Annotated in this window: 14 protein-coding genes; 12 read left to right on the forward strand and 2 right to left on the reverse strand. The window is 42.8% G+C overall.

From position 1 onward, the window contains the following. Nucleotides 1-77: 77 nt before the first annotated feature. On the reverse strand, nucleotides 78-857 hold the full coding sequence (locus KXD93_RS18680) for a carboxypeptidase-like regulatory domain-containing protein (RefSeq protein WP_258138869.1): 780 nt from the start codon (nucleotides 855-857) through the stop codon (nucleotides 78-80). A gap of 201 nt (nucleotides 858-1,058) precedes the next feature. Here KXD93_RS18680 and KXD93_RS18685 point away from each other — a divergent pair, with 201 nt between their 5' ends. The 8 genes from KXD93_RS18685 to KXD93_RS18720 all read left to right on the forward strand — a co-directional run bounded on the left by KXD93_RS18685 (nucleotide 1,059) and on the right by KXD93_RS18720 (nucleotide 9,756). Continuing rightward, a complete protein-coding gene (locus KXD93_RS18685; RefSeq protein ID WP_258138870.1) occupies nucleotides 1,059-2,540 on the forward strand; it encodes a glycine--tRNA ligase in 1,482 nt (493 codons plus the stop codon). A gap of 213 nt (nucleotides 2,541-2,753) precedes the next feature. Next, on the forward strand, nucleotides 2,754-3,452 hold the full coding sequence (gene radC, locus KXD93_RS18690; RefSeq protein ID WP_258138871.1) for a RadC family protein: 699 nt from the start codon (nucleotides 2,754-2,756) through the stop codon (nucleotides 3,450-3,452). Between the two features lie 239 nt (nucleotides 3,453-3,691). Beyond that, complete coding sequence (locus KXD93_RS18695; protein ID WP_258138872.1) at nucleotides 3,692-3,925, forward strand: hypothetical protein; 234 nt, start codon at nucleotides 3,692-3,694, stop codon at nucleotides 3,923-3,925. Nucleotides 3,926-4,195: 270 nt separating this feature from the next. Next, nucleotides 4,196-6,595 (forward strand): phenylalanine--tRNA ligase subunit beta, encoded by a 2,400-nt coding sequence (pheT, locus tag KXD93_RS18700; RefSeq protein WP_258138873.1) that lies wholly within the window; start codon nucleotides 4,196-4,198, stop codon nucleotides 6,593-6,595. A gap of 175 nt (nucleotides 6,596-6,770) precedes the next feature. Continuing rightward, a complete protein-coding gene (locus KXD93_RS18705) occupies nucleotides 6,771-7,058 on the forward strand; it encodes a coiled-coil domain-containing protein (RefSeq protein WP_073405404.1) in 288 nt (95 codons plus the stop codon). A 20-nt stretch (nucleotides 7,059-7,078) separates the two neighbouring features. Beyond that, on the forward strand, nucleotides 7,079-7,372 hold the full coding sequence (locus tag KXD93_RS18710; RefSeq protein WP_258138874.1) for a cell division protein ZapA: 294 nt from the start codon (nucleotides 7,079-7,081) through the stop codon (nucleotides 7,370-7,372). A gap of 215 nt (nucleotides 7,373-7,587) precedes the next feature. Next, nucleotides 7,588-9,156 (forward strand): ribonuclease Y, encoded by a 1,569-nt coding sequence (gene rny / locus KXD93_RS18715; RefSeq protein ID WP_258138875.1) that lies wholly within the window; start codon nucleotides 7,588-7,590, stop codon nucleotides 9,154-9,156. A gap of 48 nt (nucleotides 9,157-9,204) precedes the next feature. Next, nucleotides 9,205-9,756 (forward strand): Mpo1 family 2-hydroxy fatty acid dioxygenase, encoded by a 552-nt coding sequence (locus tag KXD93_RS18720; RefSeq protein WP_258138876.1) that lies wholly within the window; start codon nucleotides 9,205-9,207, stop codon nucleotides 9,754-9,756. A gap of 191 nt (nucleotides 9,757-9,947) precedes the next feature. Here the strand turns inward: KXD93_RS18720 and KXD93_RS18725 are convergent, their stop codons facing one another. Further along, on the reverse strand, nucleotides 9,948-11,702 hold the full coding sequence (locus tag KXD93_RS18725) for a bifunctional lysophospholipid acyltransferase family protein/GNAT family N-acetyltransferase (protein ID WP_258138877.1): 1,755 nt from the start codon (nucleotides 11,700-11,702) through the stop codon (nucleotides 9,948-9,950). Between the two features lie 77 nt (nucleotides 11,703-11,779). Between KXD93_RS18725 and KXD93_RS18730 the strand changes: the two genes are divergently transcribed. From KXD93_RS18730 to KXD93_RS18745, 4 genes are all read left to right on the forward strand, one after another. After that, nucleotides 11,780-12,649, forward strand: coding sequence for a helix-hairpin-helix domain-containing protein (locus KXD93_RS18730; protein WP_258138878.1), 870 nt, complete (start codon nucleotides 11,780-11,782; stop codon nucleotides 12,647-12,649). After that, nucleotides 12,646-13,173, forward strand: a complete 528-nt coding sequence (locus KXD93_RS18735) for an adenine phosphoribosyltransferase (RefSeq protein ID WP_258138879.1) — start codon at nucleotides 12,646-12,648, stop codon at nucleotides 13,171-13,173. The genes KXD93_RS18730 and KXD93_RS18735 overlap by 4 nt, the downstream gene beginning before the upstream one ends. Before the next feature lie 167 nt (nucleotides 13,174-13,340). Beyond that, entirely contained in the window at nucleotides 13,341-14,513 is a 1,173-nt protein-coding gene (locus KXD93_RS18740) for an acyl-CoA dehydrogenase (RefSeq protein WP_258138881.1), read from the forward strand. 110 nt (nucleotides 14,514-14,623) lie between these two features. After that, nucleotides 14,624-15,319: a hypothetical protein gene (locus tag KXD93_RS18745; RefSeq protein ID WP_258138882.1), complete on the forward strand. Its 696-nt coding sequence runs from the start codon at nucleotides 14,624-14,626 to the stop codon at nucleotides 15,317-15,319. Nucleotides 15,320-15,813: the final 494 nt, after the last annotated feature.

Here is a 15,813-nt window from a genome sequence, read left to right on the forward strand (position 1 = left end):
TAGCGTAATTGCATTGGCGACGAGGTTGCCGCGCTATCGCTCGCAATGACATAGTTTTAGAACGGTTTGATATCGTCCTAATTCAACCTAAACTCAGCCGTATCCCTTTTATTAGCGTTAAACAGCTCATTGCTTTTGAAGCCATTCTTTAAAAACTTCTGATAGCAATCTTTAATATAAAGTTCCATCTTGTAATCGGAGGCTTTGCTGGCGTACTGGTAGGTGGGGCGGTAGTTAACGATAAAGGTAGAAAGCGTATCGCCTTTAAGCCCGGTTACCTTGGCAACCAGCCCGTGGCTGAACTTCTGGTTGATGTAATCGGTTTTTTCATCGCGGATCAATACCTTGTTAAACTTGTATTCGCGGGTGCTTTTCTTGGTAAGCGCACGGACTAAAGTAATTAAATCAATACTTATCAGCTGACTGGTATTTGTAACTGGCCGGGGAATAAAGGCATCAATCACCCTTGGCCCTTTATAGTTAAATTGTTTGGCATAAAATTTACGGTTGGCGGCAGAGTCCTTTTTAAAATCGAGCTTCCTGTTTGCGTGGATGGTTACCTGCCGCAACTGAATTTTTGCAGCCTCAAGCTCTACATGAATATGCGCCATTACCACGCTTACTTTTGTACTAAAAGTTTTATAACCAAAGAAGCTCACTTTGAGGCTGTCATTACTCCCTGAAGCTGCAACGCTAAATTCCCCGAACGAATTAGTGAACGACTGGTTTTTGCCGATACTCGCCATTGCGCCGTTAACCGGGAGCTTAGTGTCATTATAGATCACAGTGCCCCTGATCTGCTGCCCGTAGCTGCAAATCGTATTAACAAGAAGCATGAAGAACAAAAGGTATTTCATAGCGTAATAACAGGCCCGGTTAAGATATCTACCCAAAAATAACAAAGAAAACATTGCAGATGAATTGTTTAACATCATTTAACAGGTGGGGTGTAAACTTTAAATAACTTTTTCCTCTTTTCGATTCTTCATAAGTTTCAAATGAAAAATTCCGAAATCGAAATTCCGACATCCGAAATCAAAACATATCTTTGCGCTATTATGAGCAAATCAACCGACGAACTTTTTAAAAACGTTATATCGCACGCTAAAGAATACGGCTTTGTTTTTCAGAGCAGTGAAATTTATGATGGCCTGAGCGCCGTTTACGACTACGGGCAATTTGGCTCGGAGCTGAAGAACAACATCAAAACCTATTGGTGGAAGGCCATGGTGCAGATGAATGAGAATATTGTCGGGATTGATTCTGCCATATTTATGCACCCGAAGATCTGGGAGGCCAGCGGTCACGTTGCAGGTTTTAGCGACCCGATGATCGATAATAAGGATTCCAACAAGCGTTACCGTGCCGATCAGTTATTGGAAGATAAGATTGAGCGTTATAAAAAAGACGGAAAAACCGATAAGGCTGAATTACTGCAGGAGGAATTGGATGAGGCTTTGAAAATGGAAAACCTTGTCGGCTTAAAGGATTTAATTTTAGCACACGAAATTGCTGACCCGGTAAGCGGCACCCGTAACTGGACGGACGTTCGCCAGTTTAACCTGATGTTCAGCACCCAGATGGGCGCCGTGGCTGATGATGCCGACCTGGTTTACCTTCGCCCGGAAACTGCGCAGGGAATCTTTGTGAACTACCTGAACGTGCAGAAATCAGGCAGGATGAAAATTCCATTTGGGATTGCACAGATTGGTAAGGCTTTCCGTAACGAGGTGATTGCCCGCCAGTTCATTATCCGCATGCGCGAGTTTGAACAGATGGAGATGCAATTCTTCGTTCGCCCTGGCACACAAAAGGAGTGGTTTAACAAATGGAAGGAAACCCGTTTGAAATGGCACCTTGCCTTAGGTACCGCTCCCGAAAAATACCGTTACCACGAACATACCAAGCTGGCGCATTACGCTGATGCTGCTTATGATATTGAATTTGAATTTCCGTTTGGCTTTAAGGAAGTTGAGGGGATCCACAGTCGTACCGATTTTGATTTGAGCCAGCACCAAAAGTTCAGCAACAAAAAAATGCAGTACTTCGATCCGGAGATTGATCCAGCTACAGAGAAGCCATATGGTAACTACATCCCTTACGTTATCGAAACTTCTATTGGTTTAGACAGGATGTTTTTATTAACGATGATCAACGCCTTTGAAGAAGAAGATTTGAGCACCGAAGAAAAACAGGATAGCCGCACCGTGTTGCGCCTGCACCCTTGCCTGGCCCCGGTTAAAGCCGCCATTTTCCCGCTGATTAAGAAAGATGGCCTACCTGAAAAGGCCCGTGAGATAATGGACAAGCTGAAGCTTGACTTCAACCTGCAATACGAAGAAAAGGACGCCATCGGTAAACGCTACCGCCGCCAGGATGCCATAGGAACACCAATTTGTGTTACTGTGGATCACCAAACTTTGGAGGATAACACAGTAACCATCCGCTATCGCGATACCATGAAGCAGGAACGCGTTGACGCTGCTGAACTGGAAAAGATTTTGGGTGATATGGTGAGCTGGAAGAATTTGTTGGCTTAACCCGTTTTTTTTTGCGTCATTGCGAGGAACGAAGCAAACTCTACAAAGGACAATCAGTTTTCCTTGTTTTGGAGGGACCTTGCAGCCGCTGATCGGTTGCCACAATATCTCCGTTCCTTGATCTGTATAGCTCAGGGGTTGCTTCGTTCCTCGCAATGACGCGTTTTATAATTGGCGCGTGGTGAAACGAAAAATCTTTTTTAATTTAACCTCGTGAACAATTACGACACCAAAATCGGGATCAAATCATGGGCGGAAGAAGACCGGCCGCGTGAAAAGCTGAGCGGGCAGGGCAGGCGTGCCTTAACCGATGCTGAGCTGATTGCGATATTGATAGGCTCGGGTAGTCGTGATGAAACCGCGGTGGAGTTGAGCAAGCGTATTCTGCACCATTATGGTAACGACCTGAACAAGCTCGGCAAAGCCTCCATTGCTGAGCTCTCCAACTTTAAAGGCATCGGCGAAGCTAAAGCCATCTCTATCATAGCCGCCCTTGAAATCGGCAGGCGGAGAAGCGAAACCGAAAGCGCATCGCCCGAACATATCGGCAGCAGCAGGGATACCTACAACATCATGAAGCGTCACTTCATCGATCTTAACCACGAAGAATTCTGGATTGTGCTCACCAGCCGATCATCGAAGCTCATTGCCAAAGAACTCGTTAGCAAAGGCGGACTTGCAGCTACGGTCGTCGACCCGAAGATCATATTCGGGTTGGCATTGCAACACAAGGCAACGAACGTTTTTTTGCTGCATAACCATCCGTCGGGCAATTTAAAGCCGAGCCATGAAGATATTCATCTCACCAAAAAATTAGTTGAAGCAGGAAGGCTGTTGGATATCAAAGTGCTTGACCATTTGATAGTGACGGATAAAGGGTTTTATAGCATGGCGGATGAGGGGCTTTTTTGAGCTGGATTCTCTCTATCGCGTCATTGCGAGGAACGAAGCAACCTCTGCTAAGGACAATCACGGACCTTTATACTGACGAGACCTTACAGCGGCTGAATGGTAGCCACAATACCGTTGTTCCTTGATCAGCAAGCGTAGAGTTTGCTTCGTTCCTCGCAATGACGCTGTAGTTAGCTCTTTCACTTTTTCTGAAACAACCGTTAAATAATAACGTTATCTTTAAACAAATTTCTAAAGCTATGATAACTCCAGATAACCAGATCCCTATTGATGATTCAGAAAACAATGAATCTGACGATCAGCAAAGCCAGAAAGACGTACATTCAAACGGTTTGGATGATTTGCCGGAATCCGGCGATACAGTTGATTACGCTGATCCCGATAAACTAAAACGCGCCTACGATGCCGCCGAAGCTTCCTTTACCCTCAATTTAGGTGAAGATGGTGACACGGATACGGGTGATGACGAATAAATAGAGCTTAAAGCAGAAAGGTGAAAGCTTAAAGCTGTTGCCTTTCTGCCTTAAAAGAATCTGCCTTAAAAGAAGCTTAAAGCAAAAAGGCAAAAGCCTAAAGCCGTTTTGCATTATGTATTTATTGGTTATTCCTTTTTTTCTTTCCGCTTTAGGCTTTCTGCTTTTAGCTTCTCTTTTTCTTTCGCTTTAAGCTTTCTGCTTTTCGCTACTTTCACCTTTCGCCTTTCCGCGCCAAATCCTATCTTTGCCGATTATCATTTCGCTATAATGAAGATATCGTATAATTGGCTTAAGGAATTTATTGATACAGATAAAACTCCTCAAGAGATCTCGACCATTTTAACCGGCACCGGTTTGGAGGTGGAGAGCCTCGAAAAAGTGCAGGCTATTCCCGGCGGGCTTGAGGGATTAGTGATCGGCTACGTGAAGGAACGCGCCCAGCATCCCAATGCCGACAGGCTCAGCATCACCAAAGTTGACGTAGGCACAGGAGAGGACCTGCAAATTGTTTGCGGCGCACATAATGTTGATGCCGGGCAAAAGGTAGTGGTGGCTACCGTTGGCACAACCGTATACCCAACCGTAGGCGAGCCATTTAAAATTAACAAATCAAAAATAAGGGGCGAGGTATCCGAAGGAATGATCTGCGCCGAGGATGAAATAGGTTTAGGTACCGACCATGCCGGCATTATGGTGCTCGACGCTGATGCAGCCATCGGCACTTTTGCCAAAGACTACTTTAAACTAAACGACGATTACCTTTACGAGATAGGCCTTACGCCAAACCGCGCCGACGCTACTTCGCATTTAGGTACGGCAAGGGATATTGCCGCGTTTTTAAAGATCGCCGTTAAAAGGCCGGATGTTTCGGCATTTAAGGTGGATAATACCAGCAGGACTATCAAGGTTGTGGTGGAAAATGAAGCTGCAAGCCCGAGGTATTCAGGTGTTACCATATCAGGTGTTGAAGTTAAGGAATCACCAAAGTGGTTAAAAGAAAGGTTGGCGGTTATCGGCATCCGTTCTATCAATAACATTGTTGACGCGACTAACTATGTACTGCATGACCTTGGTCAGCCGCTGCATGCTTTTGATGCGGACGCGATTACCGGCGATACTGTTGTAGTAAAAAACTATCCCGAAGGAACTTTATTCAAGACTTTAGACGATGTAGAGCGCAAGTTAAGCGCCGATGATTTGATGATTGGCAATGCTGAAGTACCGATGTGCATAGCCGGTGTTTTCGGTGGTGCGGATTCAGGCGTTAAGGCATCTACAAAAAATATCTTCCTGGAGAGCGCTTATTTTAACGCGGTTTCGGTTCGTAAAACATCCAAACGCCATGGGTTAAAAACAGATGCATCGTTTAGGTTTGAGCGCGGTACCGATCCGGATATGACCGTGTTCGCCTTAAAACGTGCTGCCTTGTTGATCAAGGAAATTGCAGGCGGAAGTATCTCGTCAGAAATTTCGGATCATTATCCAAACCCGGTTGCGCCGTTCGAGATAGAAGTTACCTATAAAAATATCCACAGGCTCATCGGCAAGGAAATTCCGCATGGCGAGATCAAGGGAATCCTTACCGCTTTAGACATCCAGATAGTTGGCGAAACAGGAGAGGGGCTTTCATTAAAAGTGCCGCCATACCGTGTGGATATTACCCGCGAGGTTGACATTGTAGAAGAGATCCTACGCATCTACGGTTACAACAACATAGAAATCCCAACCCAGATCAGGGCTTCGTTAAATACATCTATAAGACCTGAGAAGGATACCGTTCAAAACCTGATCTCCGACATGCTGAGCGCCAATGGTTTTAATGAGATCATGTCGAACTCGCTAACCAAATCTGCTTATTCATCAAACCTGGATAAAGCGGTTAAGATCCTGAACCCGCTAAGTAGTGATTTGGACGTAATGCGCCAAACGCTGATTTACTCGGGGCTGGAAGCCATTGCCTATAACACCAATCGCCGTAATGCTGATTTGAAGCTGTACGAGTTTGGTAAGGTGTACGAGGTTAATGAAGATAAGTATTCGGAAACCCAAAGGTTTGCCCTGTTTATATCAGGTATCGACAAGCCGGAACAATGGAACCAAAAAGCCAAAACGGTATCTTTCTATAACCTAAAGGCTATTGTTGATGGTATCATCACCAAACTAAACATCAGCGACCTGACACTTGAAGAATCAACCTGCAAAAAACTTGCATGGGGGATGCAATACAGTCGTAATGGAAAGCAACTGGTTAAGTTCGGCAAGGTAGCGGTAGAAGCCTTGAAAAAGGTGGATATGGATAAGGAAGTTTTTTGTGCCGATTTTAATTTCGATCTGATCTTAAATGCTGTTCGTAAGAACAAGATCATCTTCCAGGATGTATCGAAATTTCCGGCGGTAAGGCGTGATCTTTCTATGCTAATCGATAAAGCGGTAACGTTTGGCCAGCTGAAGCAAATAGCCGAACGGACAGAACGTAAGCTGTTGCAGGAGGTAAGTGTATTCGACGTGTACGAGGGTGACAAGCTGCCTGCAGGCAAGAAGTCGTATGCGTTAAGCTTCATCATCCAGGATAGTGAAAAAACGCTGACCGATAAAGCTATCGACAGCATTATGCAAAAGTTAATTTACAACTTGGGAAAAGAAGCAGGAGCGGAGATTAGGAAGTAGTTAGTGAATTAGCGAGTTAGTGAATTAGTGATTGCGTTTGATGGGATATTAAAAATTAATCAATATATTTCCACCTGTTAAAGATTTAATCAATAAGTAACATTAACTAAATATTTTATTAAATAATTAAATAAATCACTAATTCAGTTATTCACAAAATCACCAATTAAAACACATGGCCTTAGCAGAGCAATTAAATACAATTGTAGAAAGAACGGAGCGCTTAATTGAGCTTTGTGCTGCTTTGCAGGAGGAAAACGACTTATTGAAACTGGAGAGCGAGGCGCTTTCGGTAGCCCTTGATGCCAGCAAAAATAAGACAAAGGAGCTTGATGAAAAGCTCCGCGCATTGAAGATGGCGAAGTCGTTTTCAGAAACAAATGAAAAAAGTCTTGACATAAAGCAAAAAATTAACGAATTTGTGCAGGAAATAGATAAGTGTATTGTATTATTGAAGAAATAATACAAAAGTGAAAAGCTCAAATGGGAGAAATCTCTATTAAAATAAATATTGCTGACAGAGTTTACCCCTTAAAGGTAAACATGGAAGAGGAAGAAATAATACGACGAGCAGCCAAGCTGATTAATGACCGGATAAAGGAATATCAGGAGAATTATGCAGTAAGGGATAAACAGGATTTGCTTTCAATGTGCGTGTTGCACTATGCAACATCATCATTAAAGGCCGATATGAAGGTTACAACGGAAGATACGGAAGTGACGGAAAAGGTGTACCAGTTGGACTATTTATTATCAGAATTTTTTTCAAAGCAATAAGCGTTCTTTAACATAAACAGAGCAATTAAGATTTAACCGCAGTTAAATTTTAAGTTTCACTATTAAAAACTTAACGCTTCAATATGAACGGATCGAAGAGGTATGCATTAATCGTACGGTTAATGGTAACCCGGGATTCGTAACTTAACGAGGTTTTAAATACATGAAACTTAAATATTAGTTGCGGTTTTTTTTATTATATACCAATTATAGACATGAGTACAACCATATTATACCTTATCATCGGAGTGTTGATAGGGGGGCTGCCGGGTTTCATCCTGGGGCGTTTCTTACTGAAAAAGCTGTTTAAAGACCAGGAGGTCGCAGCACAAACCAAAGTAAAAAAGATCCTGAAGGATGCTGAAAATGATGCCGAGATCCTGAAAAAGAATAGGCTGCTGGAAGCGAAGGAGAAGTTTTTACAGATGAAGGCCGAGCACGAGCAGCAGATCAATGAAAAAAATAATACGATCAATCAGCGCGAAAATGGCATCAAACAAAAAGAACAATCATTAAACCAGCGCCTGGAAAACCAGAACCGCAAGGATAGTGAGCTGGATAATCTTCGTAAGAATTTAGAAAAGCAAACTGAAATTGTTCTTAAAAAACAAGAGGATGTTGAAGTGTTGAAAAACTCACACGTGCAGCAGTTGGAAACCATTGCAGGGTTATCTGCCGAAGATGCCAAAAACCAACTGATCGATAACCTGCGCGAAGAAGCACGCAGCAAGGCAATGGCGCAGATAAAAGATATTGTTGACGAAGCCAAGCTAACCGCTACCAAAGAAGCTAAGAAGATAGTTATCCAGACTATTCAACGTACGGCTACGGAAGCAGCTATCGAGAATACAGTTTCAATTTTCAATATCGAAAATGATGAAATAAAAGGCAGGATCATCGGTCGTGAAGGTCGTAATATCCGTGCGCTGGAAGCTGCTACCGGCATTGAAATTATTGTTGATGATACCCCGGAAGCAATCATTCTTTCAGGTTTCGACCCTGTCCGCAGGGAGATTGCCCGTCTGGCTATGCACCGCCTGGTGACGGACGGACGCATCCACCCGGCACGTATCGAAGAGGTTGTTGCCAAAACCAGGAAGCAAATTGAAGAAGAAATAGTTGAAATAGGCGAGCGTACCGTGATCGACTTAGGAATTAGCGGTTTGCACCCTGAGCTGATCCGTATGGTTGGCAGGATGCGTTACCGCTCATCTTATGGTCAAAACCTGTTGCAGCACTCCCGTGAGGTAGCTAATTTCTGTGCTACTATGGCGGCAGAATTAGGTTTGAACGTGAAACTTGCAAAACGTGCGGGTTTACTGCATGATATTGGTAAGGTACCTGATGACAACCCGGAATTGCCACACGCTATTTTAGGGATGCAGCTTGCTGAAAAATATAAGGAACATCCTGAAGTTTGCAACGCTATAGGAGCCCACCACGATGAAGTGGAGATGACATCCATGTTATCGCCGATCATCCAGGTTTGTGACGCTATATCAGGCGCAAGGCCAGGTGCGCGCCGCGAGGTGGTTGAAAGCTACATCAAGCGTTTAAAAGAGCTGGAAGAGCTTGCATTGTCGTATCCGGGGGTTGAAAAAACCTTTGCTATCCAGGCTGGCCGCGAGTTGCGTGTAGTTGTTGAAAGCGAAAAGATCAGTGATGCACAGTCAGAAGTTTTAGCGGCTGATATTTCAAACCGCATCCAAACTGAAATGACCTATCCGGGCCAGATCAAGGTTACCGTTATCCGGGAAACAAGATCGGTGGCTTTTGCTAAATAATTAAATAAAAATTAATACAGCCCTCTTTGAAAAAGGAGGGCTTTTATAATGGCGACAAATAAAAATAGCAGCAACAAGAGTGGATCTTCTTCTTCAACAAAAACAGTTGCTGAAGCAAGGCCTGTTGATGTTTATTTTGATAAATACGCCGAGAGCCATCAAAACCCTACAAATAAACTGATCCATTGGATCTGCGTGCCACTTATTGTATTTAGTTTATTTGGATTGATCTGGTCAATTCCTTTTCCTTATATTAAATTTTTAGGGCAATATAATGGGTATTTTAACTGGGCTTCATTTTTACTGGCCTTCAGTGTTTATTACTACATTAAACTGTCGCCGGTACTTTCCTATTTAATGTTGCTGATATTGTTTGGATTTAGCTATGGAATTAGTGAGCTTGACCAATGGCATAAAACAGGTGGCCCCGCCTTGTGGGAAATATCTCTTGTTATTTTTGTACTGTCATGGATAGGGCAATTTATAGGGCACAAAATTGAAGGAAAAAAGCCTTCGTTTTTAGATGATCTTAAATTTCTGCTTATTGGCCCGATATGGCTGCTCCATTTTATATTGAAGAAGTATTCTATAAGGTATTAGGAAAAAAGAAACAGAAAGATAATTTTAAGTCAGATTTTATCTTTTCCCTGACTCAGAACTTAATACTTTTGACTCACAACTAAACGTCAATTCACATTAGTAGTTCTTGTCAAGGTATTTTTAATCTTGATTCTTATTTTCTTAACTCTTCTCTCTGTCTGTCTGTCTTCTTGATTCCTGGCTCTTAACTTCTAAAAGTTCTTCCCCAATTTATCCAACATCTCCTGTGGTATTTTCTCGAGGTCAAGTACCAGGAAACCATCCAGGCAATCAGCAAATTTAGGATCGATATTGAAGCAAATGATCTTTGCATTTAGCCCAATATATTGACGAAGCAATACAGGCACCTTTAAGCTCCTGGTTTCCACTTCCGAGATCAGGTTATCCAATCCCTTAAAACTATCCTCACCCGACATTAGCAGGTCAGTATCGATTGAGCCCAGATCAACCTTGAACTTTTTACGCGGCTTTACATACTGCGCCATTTCTTCATCAAAGTGGTTGCGGTTAATATAATCGACAATAAGTGATTTGGAGAAGTTAGAAAACGAATTGCTGATGCTTACCGGCCCTATTAAATAGCGGTAGCGTGGGTTCTCTACCAGGTATTTCAGGATCCCCTTCCAAAGTAAAAACAATGGCAATGGCTTTTGCTGGTATTCCTTACGGACCCATGAGCGGCCAAGCTCTATGCTTTTTTTAAGTATCGGGGTAAATTGCGATTTGATCTTGAATAGCTCGGAAACGTAAAAACCTTTTTTGCCGATGCTATAAAAGATCTCGTCGCCCAGGCCTATGCGGTATGCACCTACCAGCATCCTGGCTTCCGTATCCCATATAAAAAGGTGGTGGTAATAAATATCATATTCATCAAGGTCGAACGCCTTATTGGTTCCCTCGCCAATTTCTCTGAATGTTACTTCACGCAGCCTGCCGATCTCGCGGATGGTGTTAGGGATCAAAGTGGTTGGCGCAATGTACACCTCATAGTTTTTCTCAACCCAAATCCGGTAGTCCTTTCTTAGCGGCTCAATTTCCTTTTCAAGGATCTCACCTTTAATTTCCGGAGCAATTTCTACAGGTTCCTTTTTTACCTTGAACAGGTTGCGTGGGTTGAATATTTTCTTTTCATCCTCAAGGCCAGTCCCTAAGGCATAGGTGCGTGCCCTTAAATAATTTAGCAATTTGGCGCTGTTGGCGTAATCGGGTATATCGGTTACATTAATTGGTTTACCGATCCTTAATTTTATAGTGTGACCACTTTTGTTGAATAATTCAGACGGCAACTTAGCGGTGCGTAAGGCCGGGTGGATTAAACTTAGTAAGTTAAACAGCAATCCGTTATTTCCGTGGAAATAGATTGGGACTACGGGCACTTTTGCTTTCGCGATTATCTTACCTACAACCGGGTGCCATAAACGGTCGGTCACTTCCTTTTTATCCACCTTAAAAGTTGATACTTCACCTGCAGGGAAGATCCCGATAGGTGTTCCGTTAGCTAATAATTCTAAAGTGTTTTTTAAGCCACTGATGCTTGAAGAATGCTCTACGTTCTCAAACGGATTTACTGCGATAAAGTAATCTGCAAGGTTGGGGATCTTTTTCAGCAGGAAATTAGCCATCAGCTTGGCGTCAGGCCTCACCATGCAAAGCATCTTTAACAATACCATGCCTTCTATGCCTCCGTAAGGATGATTAGCAATAGCAATAAAACTGCCTTCCTTAGGAATATTCCGTAAATCCTTTTCGTCAAATTCTACTTCAATGCCGCAGCCCGCTAAAATAGCATCCACAAATTCGGGGCCCACCTTGGGTTGAGCCTGGGCAAACAGGTCGTTCACCTGGTTAATTTTCATTAATTCCATCAATATAGCTGCCAGGCCAGGCATCCTTAGCTTATCCAGCTTGGTGGCTTTGGCGAACTCTTCTGTGGTAATTACCTTCATATCTATAAAATAAACCCTGTCGTTAAGGGAATAAATGTCCTGAAAAATTATTTAATTTAACGCTGATAAACCTTTAAATGAAAACGCGGATAAAAAATTACCTGTCGATAACCAAAAAAGAATGGAATGGTTTGGTGATCCTTGTCGTTTTGATTGCATTGGTACTGGCTTCGCCCTATGTTTATCAATTGTTCCGCAAAGATAATACAATAAATTTTAAAGAGTTTGATAAAGCAGTTGCGCAAATAAACAAAGCGGGCGGAAAGGTGGGATTTAATGCCGATAGTACGGCATCCGGTGAAAAGCTTGCAAAGCCGGTTATGTTCCCTTTTAATCCTAATAAGCTCACTATAGTTCAATGGAAGCAACTCGGACTCAGTGAGCACCAGGCCGAAGTAATAAAACATTACGTAGATAAAGGCGGCAGGTTTTATACTAAGGAAGATGTAAAAAAAATCTATGCGCTCACGGCTGACGACTATAAAAGACTGGAACCGTTTATCGAGATCCCGGAAACGGAACATTTTTCAAAGAAGATCAAGACTGGTGAAGTTATTGAACTAAACACAGCGGATTCTGCAAAACTTACTGAACTGAGCGGAATAGGCGGTTCATTTGCCATAAGAATAGTAAGATACAGGACAAGGCTGGGGGGCTTTTATAAAAAGGAGCAATTAAAGGAGGTTTACGGTATCGACTCCCTGAAATATGATGAGATCAAAAAACAAGTGACAGTAAATGCCGCTAAGATCAATAAGATAGCGATAAACACCATTTCGTTTGATCAACTCCGGTTATTCCCCTATTTCAGCTACAAACAGGTAAATGCAATTATAGAATATCGCGAGCAGCATGGCAATTACACATCCATAGACGATCTGAAAAATATTGTACTGCTTGATGATGGAATTTTACGTAAAATTGAACCATATATAAGTTTTAAATGATAGCGCAGCAAATAAAATCGGCCATTCGTGATATTCCTGATTTCCCAAAGCCGGGGATCATCTTTAAAGATATAACGCCTATATTAAAAGATCCGCAGTTATGCGAAAACATAGTGGAAGCCTTTGCAGACCAATTAAAAGATACCCGCATAGATGCCATTGCGGGTATTGAAAGTCGGGGGTTCTTGTTTGGATTATCCCTTGCTACCAAACTTGGAATTCCATTCGTTCCTGTACGCAAGGCAGGAAAGCTGCCCTTTACCATTAAACAAAAGGCCTATAAACTGGAATATGGTACTGCTACTATTGAACTGCACACCGATGCATTTGAACCCGGTCAACATATTTTAATTCATGACGACCTGCTGGCAACCGGAGGGACCGCGTTGGCCGCAAGCGAGTTGATACAGGAAATGGGTGGAGTGGTTGCCGGATTTTCCTTTGTGGTGGAATTGGGGTTTTTGAATGGGATGGAGCGGTTGACACCGGTTTGTAATAAGGTGGTGGTGTTGGCGGAGTATTGAGGATGTCGCAAAATAATTTTCATTATTTCTTAGCTGATAAACCCCACGCCGACAGCTAAACCCACAATTTATACCGTATACCAAATGTGTCCCTTTTCGTAGCTGGCAAATACCAAACTATTGCATAATTTATTGCGTTACTTTGACTGTAAATCAATTGTAAACACATGGATTCCTTACTTACCGATATACCCGCCGGGTATGATTTCTCTATAAACGACAATCAAAAAATGATAGGCCAGATGGCCAAAGATTTTGCCGAAAAGCATATTCGCCCCCATGTAATGGAATGGGACGAAGCACAGCACTTTCCGATTGAGCTGTTTAAGAAGTTAGGCGAGCTGGGGATGATGAGCGTATTTGTTCCGGAGGAATATGGTGGTTCTGGTTTCGGGTACTTTGAATATGTAACTGTTATTGTTGAAATAGCCAAAGTATGTGGTTCTATAGGTTTATCAGTGGCGGCGCATAATTCATTATGTACAGGTCATATCCTGGCGTTTGGCAATGAGGAGCAGAAGCACCGCTGGTTGCCTAAATTGGCCACTGCAGAATGGATAGGGGCATGGGGACTAACCGAAGCCAATACCGGCTCAGATGCATTGGGTATGAATACTACTGCGGTATTAGATGGTGACCATTATGTCGTAAACGGTTCTAAAAACTGGATCACGCATGGTAAATCGGGCAACGTAGCAGTTGTGATGGTTCGGACCGGCGAAAAGGGTGATTCAAAAGGAATCTCGGCCCTGGTTATTGAAAAGGGAACCCCGGGCTTCACCCACGGTAAAAAGGAAAATAAGTTGGGTATGCGCGCATCCGAAACTACCGAACTGATATTTGATAACTGTCGCGTACCAAAGGAAAACCTTTTAGGCGTGGAGGGCGAAGGCTTTAAACAGGCCATGAAGGTATTGGATGGCGGGCGCATCTCTATAGCGGCATTATCGCTGGGTATCGCTAAAGGTGCTTTTGAAGCAGCCGTGGCTTATTCAAAGGAACGCAAACAATTTGGTCAACCGATCAGTAATTTCCAGGGGATAGCGTTTAAGCTGGCAGATATGGCGACTGAAATTGAAGCGTCAGAATTATTAATCATGCAGGCAGCTGATTTAAAGAACAGGCACCTGCCGGTAACCAAGCAATCGGCTATGGCCAAATACTTCGCATCTGAAGTAGCGGTGCGCACAGCAACAGAAGCTATTCAAATTTTCGGTGGCTACGGTTACACAAAAGATTTCCCGGTAGAAAAGTACTATCGCGATGCTAAGCTATGTACAATAGGCGAGGGGACAAGTGAGATCCAAAAGATAGTGATCAGTCGCGAGGTATTGAAATAGCCGGCGGAATTGATAAGTTAGGTTGTTGCCGGAAGATTTGTATTAATTATAAAATGCCTACATTTAGGTATATAACTAATATTCATTATCCCATCAATTTAATTTCTTCCATGGAAAAGGATCAATCCCAATCAAGCGAACGCCGCGGTTTCTTGAGGCAGTTTTTGACAGGCGCGGCAGCGTTAGGAGCCGGCATTTTTGCAAAGCCGGCAATTGTTTCGGCAGCTGAAAGATTATCATCTCGGAACGATTCTGAAGCTGACGAGTGGTTTAAAAGGGTTAAGGGAAAACACAAAATGGTTTTCGATGTAACGCAGCCTCACGGGATATTTCCCTTTGCATGGCCCCGGATCTTTTTGGCTACTAATGGCAAAACCGGCACTCCACCTGAAGAATGCGGCGTAGTTGTTGTATTGCGGCATACTTCTGCGGCGTATGCGATGAATAGCCAGCTTTGGGAAAAATATAAGTTTGGCGAATATCTTAAAATAGATGACGCGGAAACTAAAGCTCCTGCAACACACAATCCATTTTGGGAACCCAAGCCTGGAACTTACAAGGGCCCTACCGGCGAAATACTTATCGGCATCAATCAACTACAGGATAGCGGCGTAATGTTTTGCGTTTGCGACATGGCGCTTACCGGTTTAAGTGCAACCATTGCTGAAAAGACCAAACAAGATGCTGCTACAGTGAAAAAGGAATGGCTGGCTGGTTTGCTCCCGGGTGTTCAGCTTGTACCATCAGGTGTTTGGGCAGTGGGCCGTGCAGAGGAGCGGGGATGTGCTTATTGCTTTGCGAGTTAATGTTACTTCGAAAGTATCATATTTTATGGCGCAATACCATAACGATCCCATAACATAACCCACTATGCCAATTAATTTTAAAGGCGACTTTGCATTGTATAGTTGCCAAACTGTAAATCTGTCAGTGTTTTGTCATGCTTTTTAGTTGCCTTTTTCCAGTTATTTATATCTGTGTCATGCTCTATGACAAATTGACAAAAATATTTTTCTGATCCCTAAAATTACATTTTGAATATAAATGGGAGGATAAGCTATCGCCAAAAAGATTGAATTACACTTACGTAAATCTCAAACTTTATTTTGCTCAATCATCATTTTTAGATTTCACAGTTTTTGTCGCGACTTTTGCATTTTGCAGGTTTTTATCGCGTCGGGAGTCGTGATTTTACTAAAAAATAGAATTATTGCCGAAATAATTTGCCTTTTTTTTGTTTTTGAGGTGAAAATGTCCCGATATTTTGAAGTAAGCCGATATTTTTTCAAGAAAAATAAAA

It is taken from the genome of Mucilaginibacter phenanthrenivorans, assembly GCF_024721155.1.
Lineage (GTDB): Bacteria > Bacteroidota > Bacteroidia > Sphingobacteriales > Sphingobacteriaceae > Mucilaginibacter > Mucilaginibacter phenanthrenivorans.

What these genes read in the sequence shown, in the direction of transcription:
- KXD93_RS18680 (WP_258138869.1), bottom strand. Translation starts at nt 857, where the DNA reads ATGAAATACCTTTTGTTCTTCATGCTTCTTGTTAATACGATTTGCAGC.
- KXD93_RS18685 (WP_258138870.1), top strand. Translation starts at nt 1,059, where the DNA reads ATGAGCAAATCAACCGACGAACTTTTTAAAAACGTTATATCGCACGCT.
- KXD93_RS18695 (WP_258138872.1), top strand. Translation starts at nt 3,692, where the DNA reads ATGATAACTCCAGATAACCAGATCCCTATTGATGATTCAGAAAACAAT.
- pheT (WP_258138873.1), top strand. Translation starts at nt 4,196, where the DNA reads ATGAAGATATCGTATAATTGGCTTAAGGAATTTATTGATACAGATAAA.
- KXD93_RS18705 (WP_073405404.1), top strand. Translation starts at nt 6,771, where the DNA reads ATGGCCTTAGCAGAGCAATTAAATACAATTGTAGAAAGAACGGAGCGC.
- KXD93_RS18710 (WP_258138874.1), top strand. Translation starts at nt 7,079, where the DNA reads ATGGGAGAAATCTCTATTAAAATAAATATTGCTGACAGAGTTTACCCC.
- rny (WP_258138875.1), top strand. Translation starts at nt 7,588, where the DNA reads ATGAGTACAACCATATTATACCTTATCATCGGAGTGTTGATAGGGGGG.
- KXD93_RS18720 (WP_258138876.1), top strand. Translation starts at nt 9,205, where the DNA reads ATGGCGACAAATAAAAATAGCAGCAACAAGAGTGGATCTTCTTCTTCA.
- KXD93_RS18725 (WP_258138877.1), bottom strand. Translation starts at nt 11,702, where the DNA reads ATGAAGGTAATTACCACAGAAGAGTTCGCCAAAGCCACCAAGCTGGAT.
- KXD93_RS18730 (WP_258138878.1), top strand. Translation starts at nt 11,780, where the DNA reads ATGAAAACGCGGATAAAAAATTACCTGTCGATAACCAAAAAAGAATGG.
- KXD93_RS18735 (WP_258138879.1), top strand. Translation starts at nt 12,646, where the DNA reads ATGATAGCGCAGCAAATAAAATCGGCCATTCGTGATATTCCTGATTTC.
- KXD93_RS18740 (WP_258138881.1), top strand. Translation starts at nt 13,341, where the DNA reads ATGGATTCCTTACTTACCGATATACCCGCCGGGTATGATTTCTCTATA.
- KXD93_RS18745 (WP_258138882.1), top strand. Translation starts at nt 14,624, where the DNA reads ATGGAAAAGGATCAATCCCAATCAAGCGAACGCCGCGGTTTCTTGAGG.